16 protein-coding genes are annotated in these 15,939 nt (G+C 46.9%); all 16 read left to right on the top strand.

The window, feature by feature from the left end; genetic code table 11:
• Positions 1 to 96: 96 nt before the first annotated feature.
• The 16 genes from rimP (at position 97) to D829_RS0111960 (ending at position 15,722) form a co-directional block, all read left to right on the top strand.
• Entirely contained in the window at positions 97 to 558 is a 462-nt protein-coding gene (rimP, locus tag D829_RS0112035; protein WP_017689145.1) for a ribosome maturation factor RimP, read from the top strand.
• 123 nt (positions 559 to 681) lie between these two features.
• Entirely contained in the window at positions 682 to 1,779 is a 1,098-nt protein-coding gene (gene nusA, locus D829_RS0112030; RefSeq protein WP_017689144.1) for a transcription termination factor NusA, read from the top strand.
• Positions 1,780 to 1,804: 25 nt separating this feature from the next.
• Complete coding sequence (locus D829_RS0112025) at positions 1,805 to 2,110, top strand: YlxR family protein (protein ID WP_017689143.1); 306 nt, start codon at positions 1,805 to 1,807, stop codon at positions 2,108 to 2,110.
• Positions 2,103 to 2,432, top strand: coding sequence for a ribosomal L7Ae/L30e/S12e/Gadd45 family protein (locus tag D829_RS0112020; RefSeq protein ID WP_017689142.1), 330 nt, complete (start codon positions 2,103 to 2,105; stop codon positions 2,430 to 2,432). Before D829_RS0112025 ends, D829_RS0112020 begins: the two co-directional genes overlap by 8 nt.
• Entirely contained in the window at positions 2,425 to 5,013 is a 2,589-nt protein-coding gene (gene infB, locus D829_RS0112015) for a translation initiation factor IF-2 (RefSeq protein ID WP_017689141.1), read from the top strand. The genes D829_RS0112020 and infB overlap by 8 nt, the downstream gene beginning before the upstream one ends.
• A gap of 25 nt (positions 5,014 to 5,038) precedes the next feature.
• Complete coding sequence (gene rbfA, locus D829_RS0112010) at positions 5,039 to 5,398, top strand: 30S ribosome-binding factor RbfA (protein WP_017689140.1); 360 nt, start codon at positions 5,039 to 5,041, stop codon at positions 5,396 to 5,398.
• A gap of 19 nt (positions 5,399 to 5,417) precedes the next feature.
• Positions 5,418 to 6,395, top strand: coding sequence for a bifunctional oligoribonuclease/PAP phosphatase NrnA (locus D829_RS0112005; RefSeq protein ID WP_017689139.1), 978 nt, complete (start codon positions 5,418 to 5,420; stop codon positions 6,393 to 6,395).
• Positions 6,389 to 7,312, top strand: a complete 924-nt coding sequence (gene truB, locus D829_RS0112000; RefSeq protein ID WP_017689138.1) for a tRNA pseudouridine(55) synthase TruB — start codon at positions 6,389 to 6,391, stop codon at positions 7,310 to 7,312. The genes D829_RS0112005 and truB overlap by 7 nt, the downstream gene beginning before the upstream one ends.
• An 82-nt stretch (positions 7,313 to 7,394) precedes the next feature.
• Positions 7,395 to 8,321 (top strand): bifunctional riboflavin kinase/FAD synthetase, encoded by a 927-nt coding sequence (locus D829_RS0111995; RefSeq protein ID WP_152417018.1) that lies wholly within the window; start codon positions 7,395 to 7,397, stop codon positions 8,319 to 8,321.
• Between the two features lie 159 nt (positions 8,322 to 8,480).
• Entirely contained in the window at positions 8,481 to 8,750 is a 270-nt protein-coding gene (gene rpsO / locus D829_RS0111990; RefSeq protein ID WP_017689136.1) for a 30S ribosomal protein S15, read from the top strand.
• 259 nt (positions 8,751 to 9,009) lie between these two features.
• Entirely contained in the window at positions 9,010 to 11,112 is a 2,103-nt protein-coding gene (gene pnp / locus D829_RS0111985) for a polyribonucleotide nucleotidyltransferase (protein WP_017689135.1), read from the top strand.
• A 175-nt stretch (positions 11,113 to 11,287) separates the two neighbouring features.
• On the top strand, positions 11,288 to 12,283 hold the full coding sequence (locus tag D829_RS0111980; RefSeq protein WP_017689134.1) for a polysaccharide deacetylase family protein: 996 nt from the start codon (positions 11,288 to 11,290) through the stop codon (positions 12,281 to 12,283).
• 99 nt (positions 12,284 to 12,382) lie between these two features.
• Positions 12,383 to 13,666: a pitrilysin family protein gene (locus D829_RS0111975; RefSeq protein ID WP_017689133.1), complete on the top strand. Its 1,284-nt coding sequence runs from the start codon at positions 12,383 to 12,385 to the stop codon at positions 13,664 to 13,666.
• Positions 13,626 to 14,072, top strand: coding sequence for a dUTP diphosphatase (gene dut / locus D829_RS0111970; protein WP_017689132.1), 447 nt, complete (start codon positions 13,626 to 13,628; stop codon positions 14,070 to 14,072). The genes D829_RS0111975 and dut overlap by 41 nt, the downstream gene beginning before the upstream one ends.
• A gap of 157 nt (positions 14,073 to 14,229) precedes the next feature.
• Entirely contained in the window at positions 14,230 to 15,129 is a 900-nt protein-coding gene (gene dpsA, locus D829_RS0111965) for a dipicolinate synthase subunit DpsA (protein ID WP_017689131.1), read from the top strand.
• Positions 15,126 to 15,722 (top strand): dipicolinate synthase subunit B, encoded by a 597-nt coding sequence (locus D829_RS0111960; protein ID WP_017689130.1) that lies wholly within the window; start codon positions 15,126 to 15,128, stop codon positions 15,720 to 15,722. Before dpsA ends, D829_RS0111960 begins: the two co-directional genes overlap by 4 nt.
• The last annotated feature ends 217 nt before the right edge of the window (positions 15,723 to 15,939 follow it).

The raw sequence follows: 15,939 nt of genomic DNA, 5'->3' as shown, positions 1-15,939 counted from the left end.
ACCCACTCTTTAGTCTTTGGTATACAAGAATCTTGGGTATTGAATAATCTGCCAGTGCATTTTTGCTGGTGTAACCTAAGTTGGAGGTTATTGGTTTTGAGCACAACGAACATTAAATCTACCGTGGAAGAAATGATCCAACCCTACTTGAACGAACAAGGCTTCGAGCTGGTTGACATCGAATACGTCAAAGAAGGCAACAACTGGTTTTTACGGGTGTATGTCGACAAAGAGGGTGGCATCGACATCGACGATTGTGTCTTGATCAGCGAAAAGCTGAGCGCCAAGCTGGATGAGAACGATCCGATACCAACCATCTATTTCCTTGAAGTGTCTTCTCCCGGTGCGGAGCGTCCACTGAAAAAACCTGAGGACGTTACCAAAGCTGTAGGCAAAAATGTTTTTGTTACAACCTACGAGCCGGTGAACGGATTGAAGGAATTTGAAGGCAAGCTGCTTTCCTTTGATGACGAGGAACTCGTGATCGAAGCAGGCAAAAAACAGCATGCCATTTCTTATGATAAGGTTGCCAGTGCGCGCCTAGCTATTTTGTTTTAAGTGCCTTGTTCACTTTATTAATGAAAAAGACACATCTCACGATAACGGCAAGGTGCTCATGAGTTCAGAGCCTTTCGCCGTTTTACGTATGAGATGCCATGTTTGAAAGGGGGATCAACATTCATGAGTACGGATTTTATTGAAGCAATGAATGAATTGGAACGGGAAAAAGGGATCAGCAAGGATGTGCTGTTTGAAGCGATCGAGGCTGCACTAATTTCCAGCTACAAGCGGAATTTCAACACGGCCCAGAATGTGCGTGTTGACATGAACCGCAATACGGGAGTTATTCGGGTGTATGCCCGCAAATTGATCGTGGAAGAAGTCCTGGATTCACGTACCGAAATTTCATTGCCTGCTGCACGAGAAATCAACCCACACTTCCAGCTGGAAGATATTGCGGAGATTGAAGTTACGCCGCGTGATTTCGGACGTATCGCCGCACAAACTGCCAAACAGGTAGTGACCCAGCGGATTCGTGAAGCCGAACGCGGCCTGATCTACAACGCTTTCGTAGATAAGGAAGAAGATATCGTTACGGGAGTGGTGCAGCGTCAGGATTTGCGCAATATCTACATCGATCTGGGCAAAATCGAAGCGGCTTTACCGCTGACCGAATTGATGCCGAACGAGAAGTTTGTTCATGGTGACCGTATTAAGGCGTATATCACCAAGGTCGAGAATACGACGAAAGGGCCGCAAATCATTTTGTCCCGTACCCATCCGGGCCTCTTGAAACGTCTCTTTGAACTGGAAGTGCCTGAGATCTTTGACGGTGTAGTTGAAATTCGCTCCGTCGCTCGCGAAGCAGGGTTCCGCTCCAAGATTGCCGTTCATTCCCGCAACGAGGAAGTTGATCCAGTTGGATCTTGTGTAGGTCCTAAGGGAATACGCGTGCAGACCATTGTGGGTGAGCTGCGCGGTGAAAAAATCGACATCGTTCGTTTCTCCGATCAGGTAGACGAATATGTTGCTAATGCACTGAGTCCTTCCAAAGTATTGGAAGTTCATGTATTTGAGGAAGAAAAGATGGCTCGGGTTATCGTTCCGGACTATCAACTGTCGCTTGCAATTGGTATCAAAGGCCAAAATGCCAGATTAGCAGCCAAATTAACCGGCTGGAAAATCGACATTAAGAGCGAGAGCCAGGCGGAACAGGAATTCGGCAGAGAAAAAGATTCTTCTTCTGAAATGCATCAGGATTCCGTCTCCGTCGACTAAAGTAAAGTACGGGGGGCGCTGACGTATGAAACCAAAAAAAGTGCCGCTGCGCAAATGTGTGGCATGCCAAGAAATGATGCCCAAAAAGCAGCTGATTCGCATTGTTAAAACGCCAGAGGATGAAGTGCTGATCGATTTGACTGGCAAAAAATCCGGACGTGGTGCCTATTTATGCGGCAAAGAGTCCTGTTTTAAGCTCGCACTCAAAAACCGGGCTTTGGATCGGGCGTTAAAAGGCAAAGTCTCACCTGAAATTTACGAGCAATTAGCAGCTGACTTCATTGCGGTTGAGGATGAATTCAAAGCGGCACAGGAGCGTGAACATGACTAATATTAAAACGCTGTCTTATTTGGGACTCTCTATGCGTGCAGGTAAACTTGTAACAGGTGAAGAAATTGTACTTAAAGCGATCCGTTCTTCCGAAGCTAAAATGGTTATTGTTGCGGGTGACGCCTCAGCCAATACACAAAAGAAATTTCGCGATAAATGCGGAACTTATAAGGTTCCTCTGTTGATCGGATTTGACCGGGATAGTCTGGGTTCAAGTATCGGTAAAGATACGCGTGTTGTTCTTGCAGTAACGGATCGAGGGTTTGCAAAAATGATCTCCAAGCAAGTCGGTATAATGTCGGAGGTGGAGTATATTGAGTAAACAGGAAAACAAGGACAAATTGCGAGTTTATGAATATGCGAAGTCCCTTAATATGAGTAGTAAAGAAATTATAACCATTCTTAAAAAGCTGGAAATTCCCGTAAACAATCATATGAGTGTCATGGAGAATGGTTCAGTCGGTAAGGTGGAACAATTTTTTAAAGATATAAAATCCACTGCTGCTTCGAAACAAGGCAACGATACAAAACCAGTTGCTACTTCGGCGGTGCGCAGTGACAAAACAGTGGACAGCAACAAACCGGCCGGCGGAGTGAACACGCCGATTAGTAGCAACCCATCCGGTAGTCCCGTACAAACAAAAATACAACAGGAAAAGCAGGTAGGTATGAACAATAGACCAAATTCCAACAATAACAATGGCACTCAAAGACCCAGCGGCCAAGACAGTCGCAACAGAACGAACTCTTCCCAAGGCTCAAGCCAAGGGGGACAATCAAGTAACCGTCCAAGACCAGCTCAAAGTGGACAAAGCAGTACTGCATCCCGTCCGCAAGGTACGGGACAACGTCCAAACAGCAGTGGTGGCGGTCAAGCAAGACCTTCAGGACCTAACACTGGTGGAAACACCGGTACTGGCGGCAACCGTAGTGGTGGCCAAGGTCAGAGCCAAGGACAAGGTCAACGTAGAAGCGGCCCAGGTGGTACTACAGGCAGCAACAACAACAATAGTGGTAACCGCTCGAACAGCGGTGGCGGTGGACGTCGTTATGATGACAACCGTGGCGGCAACTTCCGTGGTAACCGTGGTGGCAAGAACAACCGCAACAGAAATCAGCAACAGTACCAACAACGTGAGAAAATTGATAACACACCTAAGAAAATTATCGTTCGTGGTGATATGACCGTTGGTGAAACAGCGAAGTTGCTCCATAAGGATGCTTCCGAAGTTATCAAAAAGCTCATCGCTATGGGTGTTATGGCAACAATCAACCAAGAGCTTGATATCGAAACGATCCTTCTGCTTTCAGGTGAATTCGGTGTTGAGGTTGAAGTGAAGATTGTGCTTGAAGATGACCGTTTCGAAACACTGGAAGAGAATGATGATGCTGCTGACTTGCAGGCTCGTCCACCAGTAGTTACGATCATGGGGCACGTTGACCATGGTAAAACAACATTGCTGGATGCGATTCGTTCCACGAATGTATCCGATGGTGAAGCAGGCGGAATCACGCAGCACATCGGTGCATATCAAGTTGAGATTAACAACAAAAAGATCACGTTCCTGGATACTCCGGGTCACGAAGCATTTACAGCGATGCGTGCACGGGGCGCACAGGTTACGGATATGACGATTATTGTCGTAGCTGCGGATGATGGTGTTATGCCACAAACGATTGAGGCGATTAACCACGCCAAAGCTGCTGGGCTTCCAATTATCGTTGCTGTCAACAAAATTGACAAGCCGGGCGCTGATCCGGATAAAGTGAAACAAGAATTAACCAGCTATGAACTCGTTCCGGAAGAGTGGGGCGGAGATACCATCTTTGTTAACGTGTCAGCGAAACAAAGAATGGGTCTGGAAGGTCTGCTTGAAATGATTCTGCTCGTTGCAGAAGTGAACGAATACAAAGCGAACCCGGACAAACGTGCCCGTGGTACAGTGATTGAAGCCGAGCTGGATAAAGGACGTGGCCCAGTTGCACGTATCCTCGTACAGCACGGTACATTGAAAGTCGGCGATGCTTTCGTTGCAGGTAACTGCTTCGGTCGTGTTCGTGCGATGGTCAATGACAAAGGTCGCAAATTGAAAGAAGCTGGACCTTCAACACCTGTAGAAATCACAGGTCTGACTGAAGTTCCAGGTGCGGGAGATCCATTCATGGTGTTTGAAGATGAGCGCAAAGCGCGTTCCATCGCTGACAAACGTTCGATCACGCAACGTGAATCCGATCTGGGTACACATACTCGTGTGACGTTGGACGATCTGTTCCAGCACATCAAAGATGGCGAGATCAAAGATCTGAACGTAATCATCAAAGGTGACGTACAAGGTTCGGTTGAAGCATTAAAAGGTTCTCTTGCGAAGATCGAAGTTGAAGGTGTACGCGTGAAAATCATTCATAGCGGCGCTGGTGCAATCACAGAATCCGACATCATTTTGGCTGCAGCATCCAATGCTATCGTGATCGGTTTCAACGTTCGTCCTGATAACCAGGCGAAATCAACTGCAGATCAAGAGCAAGTAGACATTCGTCTGCATCGCGTGATCTACAGTGTTATCGAAGAAATTGAACAAGCGATGAAAGGTATGCTTGATCCGATCTACAAAGAAAAAGTTATCGGTCATGCTGAAGTTCGGAGCACGTTCTCCATCAGTAAAGTGGGTACCATCGCTGGTTGTATGGTTACCTCGGGTAAAATTACGCGTTCTGCGGAAGCACGCCTGATTCGTGATGGCATTGTCCTTTACGAAGGTAAGCTGGATTCCCTGAAACGTTATAAAGATGATGCCAAAGAAGTAGCACAAGGTTACGAGTGCGGTATCACACTTGATAAATATAATGATCTCAAAGAAGGCGACGTTATCGAAGCTTTCATTATGGAGACAGTACAACGATAAGCAAGGAAGCATGAGGTGAACAACGATGGCTAAGATTCGTACAGGTAGAGTGGGCGAGCAGATCAAGAAAGAAATAAGTCTGCTCATCCAGTCTGAACTGAAAGATCCACGTATCGGCTTTATTACGGTAACGGGAGTCGAAGTGACAGGAGACTTGTCGCAAGCCAAAGTTTATCTGAGTGTCTTCGGTGAGCAGGAACAAAAAGATAACACGCTCAAAGCTCTGGCAAAAGCAAATGGATTTTTGCGTTCCGAGCTGGGCAAACGTATCCGGTTCCGGCATGTTCCCGAGTTGATATTCAAGATTGACGAATCCATCGCTTATGGCAGCCGAATTGAGAAGCTGCTTGGCGATATTGGTTCCGACAAGAACGAATCCCAGTAACAGAATAGAGGAGACGGCAATGCACACTTATGAACAGGCGCTCCAGGCCGGAAAGCAATTTCTGCTGGAGCATGATGATTACCTGGTCGTGTCGCATGTACAGCCGGACGGTGACGCAGTCAGCTCGACGGTAACGGTGGGCTGGCTGCTGTCATGTCTGGGTAAGACATTCACGATGATTAATGAAGGTGAAATCCCCGGGCGCATGCAATTTTTGTGGGAAGCAGACAACATTGTGAACATGACCGAACAACCACCGCAGCGAAAATATAAAGCTGTTATCTGTGTGGATTGTGCAGACTTTGCCAGAGTAGGTTTGACACGTCATTATTTCGAAGAAGATGCTGTTATTTTGAATATTGATCATCACCCTACAAATGGCGCTTATGGTACAGTTAACATCATTAAGTCAGATGCTGCTGCAACGGCTGAAATTTTGTTCGATTTTCTTAACCTCTTCCAAGTAACATGGGATAAAGATGTTGCGACGGCAGTTTATACAGGATTGCTTACGGATACAGGTGGATTCCGCTATGCCAACACCAGCCCAAATGTAATGACAACGGCCTCCAGACTGCTTGAACATGGCGTGGATGGACCCTATCTCGCTCAGACCTTGTTGGAGCAGGTGACTCTTCCGCAAGTTCGGATTTTGAATCAGGCACTATCAAGCCTGCAGATGACAGATGATGGAAAGATAGCCTGGGTTGTTATTACACCAGATGATATGGTGGCTTGTGGAGCAGCTAATGAAGATCTTGAAGGGGTAGTGAACTATCCGCGCAACATTCAGGGCGTGGAAGTTGGTATCTTTTTCAAAGTCATCAACGAGAATGCAGTCAAGGTTTCTTTGCGTTCAGCTGGCAAGATTGATGTTGCTGTACTAGCACAGACCTTTGGCGGAGGCGGGCATGTGCTCGCAGCCGGATGTCGTCTGGAAGGCAGACTTGATGATATTGTCGCAAAAGTACTGAAGCAGGTGAATTCACAATGGTAAAGCCATTTGAAGGTGTACTACCGGTATATAAACCGGCGGGATTTACTTCTCATGATGTTGTAGCCAAAATGCGTCGCATTCTCAAAATGAAGCGCATTGGGCATACGGGCACACTTGACCCACAAGTTACAGGCGTTCTGCCTCTCTGTCTTGGACGGGCGACACGTGTGGTGGAGTACATGCAGGAGCTTCCGAAGGAATATCTGGCTACGCTCAGATTGGGACTGTCTACTGACACAGAGGATATGACAGGGGAAGTCACTGAGCGGGCTGAAACGACTGTGGAAGTAACACAGGAACAGGTTCAACAGGTGCTTGAGCAGTTTCTGGGCACCATCTCTCAGGTACCACCTATGTATTCTGCGGTAAAGGTAGACGGCAAACGTCTTTATGAGCTTGCTCGTGAAGGTAAGACGGTAGAGCGTAAGAGCCGTGAGGTCACAATCTATGAGCTCGAACTTACAGGGATTGAGACTCAGGGTGAGACCACCGATATATCCTTCCGGGCCTTATGTTCAAAAGGTACCTATATTCGGACATTGTGTGTAGACATTGGCCGGCAACTCGGATATCCATCGACCATGGTTCAACTGGAGCGTACGATATCGGCAGGTATCTCTGCAGATCGTTGTCTTCGTATTGAAGAAGTGGAACAACTTATGGCTGACGGGACTTTGGCGGAGGCGCTGATTCCTGTTGACGAGGCTATTGCTTCAATTCCGGCTCACAAGGTTGGAGAAGAACAGGCCACAGGAGCACTTCAAGGTCAGAAACTGTCTGCGCGTCTTCTGGAACCGCCTGTAGAGCAACCTGGTTTATTGCGGTTGTATGCTCAGGATGGTACGTTTCTGGGGATATTTGAACGGGATGAACTAAAACCAACGGTGAGGGCAGTTAAAGTCTTTTTGCCGGAATAAAGAGGTTTCGGGCTTGGAGTTGTGGTGATGCTCAAGCTTGGCCTATCTAGTGAAATGCAGGTGAATGATTGTGAAAACCGTAATGCTAACCTATCCGCAGACGTTACATTCGACTGAGCTGAGCACACTGCCCCAAGTGCTTGCGATTGGTCAATTCGACGGACTGCATCTCGGACATGCAAGTGTCATTTTATCAGCTGTCCGCATTGCGCGGGAAACGGGCATGCAGGCAGCGGTCATGACCTTTCATCCACATCCGAAGGAAGTTATGCGCAAAGGGGATTACGAGGGTTATTTAACTCCCTTGAGAGATAAAGAAGACATCTTGGCAGGAATGGGCGTTGATGTACTCTATGTGGTGGAGTTCAATGAAGATTTCTCACGGTTGATGCCGCAACAATTCGTACACGACCTGTTGATTCCTCTTCAGACAAGAACAGCGGTGGTGGGTTTTGACTTCCGTTTTGGTCACAAGGGTGCAGGGGACGAACAACTTCTTCGTACTTTGGGAGAAGGAGAGATGACGGTGGAAACCGTTCCTCCTTTCTTGCTGAATGGTGAAAAAGTGAGCAGTTCTCTTATTCGTGGCCTGTTGAAGCGTGGGGAGATGGATGAGGCCAGTCAGTGGCTTGGCCGACCTTACAGCATCAGAGGAACCGTCATTCACGGGGAGAAGCGTGGACGAACGATTGGATTTCCTACAGCCAACCTTGAACTCACGGATCATTACGTTACCCCGTCGAAGGGTGTTTACGCTGTTCGTGTGCAGTATGGCGAACAGGAACTGCATGGCGTAATGAATCTCGGTGTGAAACCTACGTTTCACGAAAGCGGGATGAAACCTACGTTCGAAGTGCATCTGCTTGATTTTGATGGACACTTATATGACCAGGAACTAAAGGTTGAGCTCGTTCACTATATTCGTGCAGAACGAAAGTTTGACTCCATTGATGCATTAATTAGCCAGATTCGTGAAGATGCATTAACTGCCGGTCGCTTGTTATCTTAAAGGTTCAGGATTAAATGCATGTTTACATTTACTTTAACTAGGCAATTATGATATACTGTACTACGTTGTCCAATGAGACAACATTAACCTTGGCTTGGTTGCTTGCTCTCACCGGCGGTGACGAGGCTAATGGCGATTATATTGAAGGAGGTGAACAGGATGGCATTGACTCAAGAACGTAAACAACAACTGATCGACGAGCACAAAACTCACGAGTCCGATACAGGATCTCCAGAGGTGCAAGTTGCTATCCTTACGGAAAACATCACAAGTTTGACAGACCACTTGCGTACGCACAAGAAAGACCACCACTCACGTCGTGGACTTTTGAAAATGGTAGGTCAACGTCGTAAGCTTTTGGCTTACGTGAAAAACAAAGATGTTAAACGTTACAGCGCACTGATCGAAAAACTCGGATTGCGTCGTTAATTATCGTACATGTTTTCAAAACCAACCTGGCTGTTATCCGTCATTCTTTTGTCTAAAAGGACAAGCGGAACTTACAGCCGGGTTGTTTTGTAGATGAACATGTTGCCATATATTTGTAGATGGGGCTCCGTGAGGAGCTTTTGTTGTGCAGGTTAGCATGTTGAAAGTTCCATACATAGCTAATGAATGCAGGACAAGCAGGAAATACTGTGAATATGCAGAATCCATTGAATTAGGAACGAATAAAAGGAGGGGTTTCATGGAACAGCGTGTTGAAATGCAGCTTGGTGGAAGAAAGCTTACGCTTGAGACCGGGCGTTTGGCCAAGCAGGCTAATGCTGCCGTTAAGGTAACATACGGGGATACCGTGGTATTGTGTACCGTGACAGCATCAAGTGAGCCGAAAGATCTGGACTTTTTCCCATTAACGGTGAACTATGAAGAAAGATTGTACGCCGTAGGTAAAATCCCGGGTGGATTTATTAAACGTGAAGGCAGACCAAGTGAGAAAGCGATTCTTTCGAGCCGTCTGACGGACCGTCCGATTCGTCCTTTGTTCCCTGAAGGCTTCCGTAATGATGTACAAGTTCTGAATATCGTTATGAGTGTGGATCAGGATTGCGAACCGCAAATCGCTGCAATGATTGGTACATCAGCAGCATTGAGCATTTCGGATGTTCCATTCAGCGGACCGATTGGTGGCGTGAAAGTTGGACGTATTGATGGCGAGTTCATCATTAACCCAACGATTGCACAGCTTGAAGTCAGTGATATTGAACTGGTCGTTGCAGGAACCAAAAATGCCATCATGATGGTTGAGGCCGAAGCAAACGAAGTGCCGGAAGAAGTGATGCTCGAAGCAATCATGTTTGGACATGATGAGATCCAAAATATTATTGCTGTAATCGAACAACTTGTGCAAGTTGCTGGAAAAGAAAAAATGGCTGTTAAGTTGCGTACCGTTAATGCTGAAGTTAACAGCAGTGTGCGTGAATTCGCCAGCGCTCGTCTGGTCGAAGCGGTTAAAATCGCCGAGAAGCATTCTCGTCAAGATGCAATCGATGTAGTGAATGACGAAACCGTTGCTCACTTTGAAGAGAAATATATTGAAAGTCCGGAATTGCTCAAAGACGTGAAGGAAGTTCTGCACGATATCGTCAAAGAAGAAGTGCGTCGTCTGATCACGCATGATAAAGTTCGTCCGGATGGACGTGGACTTGCTGAAATTCGCCCAATTGAATGTGATACATCTCTGCTGCCACGTGCACATGGTACAGGACTGTTTACGCGCGGTCAAACGCAAGCACTTAGCGTTTGTACACTTGGTGCACTGGGTGATGTTCAGATTTTGGACGGAATCAGTCTTGAAGAAACAAAACGATTCATGCATCACTATAACTTCCCGCCATTCAGCGTAGGTGAAGCGCGCCCATTGCGTGCTCCAGGTCGTCGCGAAATCGGACATGGTGCTCTGGGTGAGCGCGCTCTTTCCAAAGTGATCCCTTCCGAAACAGATTTCCCGTACACGATTCGTTTGGTATCTGAAGTTCTGGAATCCAACGGCTCATCATCTCAGGCAAGTATCTGTGCCAGCACTTTAGCTATGATGGATGCAGGTGTTCCAATCAAAGCTCCGGTTGCGGGTGTGGCTATGGGTCTGATCAAAGATGGTGATCATGTATCCATTCTGAGTGATATTCAGGGTATGGAAGATCACCTGGGTGACATGGACTTCAAGGTAGCAGGAACACCAGAAGGCGTAACCGCGATTCAAATGGACATTAAAATTGATGGTATTAATCGTCAAATTTTGTCTGATGCATTGGCACAGGCCAAAGAAGGTCGTATGCACATTTTGGGCAAAATGAACGAAATTTTGAAAACTCCACGTGAGCAGTTATCACAATATGCGCCTAAAATTACAACGATGCATATCAATCCGGACAAAATCCGTGATGTGATCGGTGCAGGTGGTAAAATTATCAATAAAATCATCGAAGAAACCGGTGTTAAAATTGATATTGAACAGGATGGACGTGTCTTTATCGCTTCTTCTAACCAGGAGATGAATGATAAAGCCAAAGCGATCATCGAAGGTATTGTGCGCGAAGTATTGGTCGGCGAGATTTATGTCGGCAAAGTAAAACGCGTAGAGAAATTCGGTGCATTTGTTGAAGTACTTCCGAACAAAGAAGGTCTGGTACACATCTCGCAACTGTCAACTGAACGTGTTGCCAAAGTGGAAGATGTTGTAGCTATCGGTGATTCCATTACGGTAAAAGTAACGGAAATTGACCCACAAGGTCGAATCAACTTGTCCCGTAAAGCAGTTTTGACTGTTGAAGCTCCGGCTCAATCCTAGGATACCGAAGCGACAGGTTATAAATGGATAGATTGAATGAAGAGACAGAATGTGAATTTCTGGCTCTTTTTTTAACGTTTAAATATAATAAGCATGAATGGAACCATGGCTTTCTATTCATAATTTCGCCCTTGTCCTCATATGATGGGGACAAAGACGGCGGGAGGATGGAGCTGTGGGAAACCAATCCAAAAAGCTGGCGGCTGTTCTGGCGGGTGTGACTGCGGTCATATTGATCGGACAAGTTGGCAGTGTACGTACATACATTACGGAGATCCGTGATGGGCCAGGTACAAAAAATGCTTTTGACATGTTTAAGGAGGCAACTGGAGAAGATGCGCTGTTGTCTGCGATTCGGGATAAAGCGGCTGAAACGAAAATTGCTCCGGTAAATGCCAGAGTGGATCGGGTATGGAAAGCGATTCCTGGTTATAATGGCATGGAGATTGATGTGGAAGCGACATACCGGAAGGCGCTGAGTGGAACGTTGAATACCAAAATAGCGTATGTCTACCGTCAGATTGAGCCGGAGATCCAGCTTAAGGATTTGGGTGCACATCCGATCTATCGGGGGAATGCAAACAAACCGATGGTTTCTTTTATGATTAATGTGGCGTGGGGGGACGAATACATTAAACCGATGCTGGATACGCTCGATGCCGAGAAAGTGAAGGCTACTTTTTTTCTGGATGGAAGTTGGTTAAGCAAAAATGTTGAACTGGCCAAAGAAATTCAGAAGCGTGGGCATGAGATGTCCAATCATGCATATTCTCACCCTAATATGAGTCGATTGAGTGCAGAACGGGCCAAGCTGGAAATTAGCAAAACCCAGGATCTGCTCCATAAAACACTGGGCGTAGAGAATCGTTGGTTTGCTCCGCCTTCCGGTGACTTTAATCAGAAGACCGTTGACATTGCTTCATCCATGGGACTGCACACTGTGTTATGGACAGTAGATACTGTGGATTGGCGTAAGCCAAGCCCGGATGCCGTTGTTGCCAAAATCGCTAAAAATACCGAGGCTGGAACGTTAATACTAATGCACCCTACAGCTGCTTCTTCGGGAGCTTTAAAGGGCATGATTCAATCCATACGGGCCAAAGGTCTGGTGCTCGGAACAGTAAGTGAGACGCTGTCTTCTGAACGTGTAAATACCTCTGCGGTTGAGTGAACGTTGTTTTTTTGTTAATATCAAAAAGTTGGAACCAAATGTCGATTTCAATTTCAAGGTTGAGATCAAGGCAATTATAGAGATGTAGGAGGGCCAACCATGAAAAAAATTCAGCTGGGCAATGGCCTCAGAGTTGTCATGGAACAGATACCGACCTGCCGTTCTGTGTCTTTCGGAATATGGGTCAAGACAGGTTCGCGCAATGAGCAACCTGCAAGTAACGGAGTATCACATTTTATTGAACACATGTTATTCAAGGGGACAGATCGTTATGATGCCAAGGCGATTGCGGATCAGTTCGATGCGATTGGCGGTAACGTGAATGCATTCACTTCCAAAGAATACACGTGTTATTATGCTAAAGTGTTGGATGAACATTTGCCGATTGCGGTTGATGTATTGTCTGATATGTTTTTCCGCTCCAAAATGGATGATGGTGAATTGGTCAAGGAGAAAAACGTCATTCTGGAAGAAATCTCGATGTATGAAGATACGCCTGATGATATGGTTCATGATCTGATGGCCTTGGCCGCCTATGGTGAGCATCCACTCGCATACCCAATCCTGGGTACGGAAGAACGTCTCAAAGCGATGGATTCCAGCCATTTGCGTGCATATATGAAGGAGCACTACACGATTGAGAACACGGTCATTAGTATCGCAGGCAATATTGATGACAGTGTAATCGATCTAATGGAAAAGCATTTTGGTGCTTTTGATGTAAATGGAGTAACGGAAGCAGTCACGATGCCAGCCTTCCAAAGCGGACAGCTCTTTCACAAAAAGAAAACGGAACAGAATCATATCTGTATCTCGTTCCCGGGCTGTAAAATCGGAGATCCGCTGCAATTCGCTATGGTTGTTCTGAATAACGCCATTGGTGGAGGCATGAGCTCCAGACTGTTCCAGGAAATTCGTGAGAAACGGGGTCTTGCGTACTCCGTGTATTCCTATCATAGCTCTCATGCAGACAGCGGACTTTTCACGATATACGCGGGTACAGCACCGAAACAGACCAAAGAAGTACTCGACCTGACCAAAGAGGTTCTGGGCGACCTGGCTGTAAACGGCTTGTCCGAAGATGAACTTCGTAAAGGAAAAGAACAGCTGAAAGGCAGCTTGATTCTGAGCTTGGAAAGCACAGGCAGTCGCATGAATCGTCTGGGTAAAAACGAGCTCATGCTGGGCAGACACCATACGCTGGATGAGATGATCACCAAAATTGAGCAAGTTACCATGGACGATATTAACGCGGTACTTGATCTGATGTTTGCTGAACCTTTTGCACTTGCTATGGTTGGCGCTTCAGATAAGACGATCGCTGGATTGAGAAGGGATGATTTTGTTGCATTACGTTCAAATACAGAAACTGCCGGGCAATGAAGATATTAAACTGCCTCAAAAAATGTCGGAGCTCGCATCCGGCTTTGATGTGGTAGCTGCACTTCAGGAAGACGTTGTATTGCAGCCGGGTCAGCGTACGCTGATTCCTACCGGACTTGCGATGGCAATGCCAGCTGGATTGGAAGCACAGATCCGTCCTCGGAGCGGACTGGCTTTCAAACATGGAATTACCTGCCTCAACACACCGGGGACCATTGATGCGGATTATCGCGGAGAAGTTAAAGTTCTGTTGATTAATCTGGGTCAGGAACCGTTCACGATTGTACGGGGAGAGCGCATCGCACAGATCGTCTTCCAGACCGTGCCTGCGGTTGAATTGACGGAAGTGAATGAACTTTCGGAAACGGTACGTGGCGAAGGTGGATTCGGTCATACCGGGAAATAAGCAGCGTAAATATACCTATTCTTTAGAGTCGTCCCTGACAGGGGCGGCTCTTTTTTACATTCGAGAAACGGACGGTGGAATACAATTATTGTTTTCACCCCCCTGTGGGCCCCTGCATACGATAAGGCATACATGTGGTGAAAGGAGTGACGTCCCGATGCTGACTGGAGTCCGGATTGTAGTCCTGGGCGGAGATGCGCGGCAGCTTGAAGTCATTCAAAAGTGCGCTGAGCTGGATGCAACGGTAAGTGTGGTGGGTTTCGATAAAATAGAACGTTCCATTCCAGGGATCGAGCACCAGGAACTGGAGGATGAAGTGTTTGCTTCCGCAGATGTGCTCGTACTGCCTGTTGTCGGTTGCGATGAGCAGGGAAAAGTAAGTACTTCATTCAGTGACACACCGATCTATTTGAAAAAGGAACATATTGCAGCATTACCAGAGCATTGTATTGTGTTCACAGGTATGGCAAAGCCGTTCTTGCGCGAACTTTGTCTTGAAAATGGGCTGCGACTTGTTGAAGTACTTGATCGTGATGATATTGCACTTTACAACTCTATTCCAACAGCTGAGGGAGCCATCGCCATAGCTATTCGGGAGACGGACTTCACAATCCATGGTTCGGAATGCATTGTGCTTGGCATTGGTCGAACAGGATTCACAATGGCCAAAACACTGCAGGGACTTGGAGCAAATGTACGGGTGGGAATCAGGCGGGAAGAGGATGCTGCTCGCGCTACAATAATGGGCTGGAAGCCTTTCATGACAACGGATTTGGCCGCTCAGACCGGGGAAGTTGACTTGCTTTTTAATACGATACCGACTATGATAATCACAGCACAAATCCTGTCCAGAATGCCGCAAAAGGCTGTCATTATCGACCTCGCATCCGCTCCTGGCGGCTGTGATTTCAGGTATGCCGACAAACGCGGTATCAAAGCGCTACTTGCGCCAGGCCTCCCCGGCATTGTTGCTCCCAAAACGGCTGGCGGCATTATTGCCGACGCGTTGATCCGTTTGCTTTTGGAAGAACAGAACGCACGGGAGGTTAAATCATGAACTGGCAGGGAAAAACGGTAGGTTATGCAATTACGGGTTCTCATTGTACGTTTGAAGAGGTTATGCCGGTAATTAGCCGCTTCGTGGCTGAAGGTGCCAACGTTGTTCCGATTATTTCGAATTCGGTTCTGACGACGGATACACGCTTCGGTACGGCGCAAAATTGGCAAAAACAGTTGAAAGATATAACAGGTAATGATATCATTTCTACAATTGTTGAAGCGGAGCCATTAGGGCCTTCCAAGCTGCTTGATGTGCTTGTTATTGCTCCATGCACAGGGAATACAACAAGCAAGCTGGCTAATGCGATGACCGACAGTCCAGTGCTAATGGCAGCCAAAGCGCAGATGCGCAATCAGCGTCCGCTTGTGCTCGCGATTTCCACGAATGACGGTCTGGGCTTGAATGCTGCGAATATCGCCAAATTGCTCGTGGCCAAATACTTGTATTTTGTGCCATTTGGGCAGGACGATCCAGTGAAAAAACCAAACTCGTTAGTCGCCAAAATGGAATTGATTCCAGAGGCTTGCTGGAGTGCTCTTGAGGGCAAACAGTTGCAGCCGATGATTGTGGAGCGTTCTTCACAGGCTTGATGGAACAATGATTTGGTGACGACGTTTATGCGCTTGGAGAAATGAAGAAGGGTTCGAGAGACAAAGAAAATCATGGGGGACGATATGCTGGATTGAACAGCTACTATGTCCACGTTCCTGTCTATAAGGCATTCCTGCTTGCGGGCAGTACAGGTTAAGCGAGCGGGAGAGGTCTATTGTGAATGTATGCGTCATGACCTCGATAACAACCGCGACC

It is taken from the genome of Paenibacillus sp. PAMC 26794, from assembly GCF_000316035.1.
In the GTDB taxonomy this organism is placed as follows: domain Bacteria; phylum Bacillota; class Bacilli; order Paenibacillales; family Paenibacillaceae; genus Paenibacillus.
The sequence above is the reverse complement of the archived record's forward strand: the minus strand, read 5'-3'. Positions and strand labels throughout refer to the sequence as shown.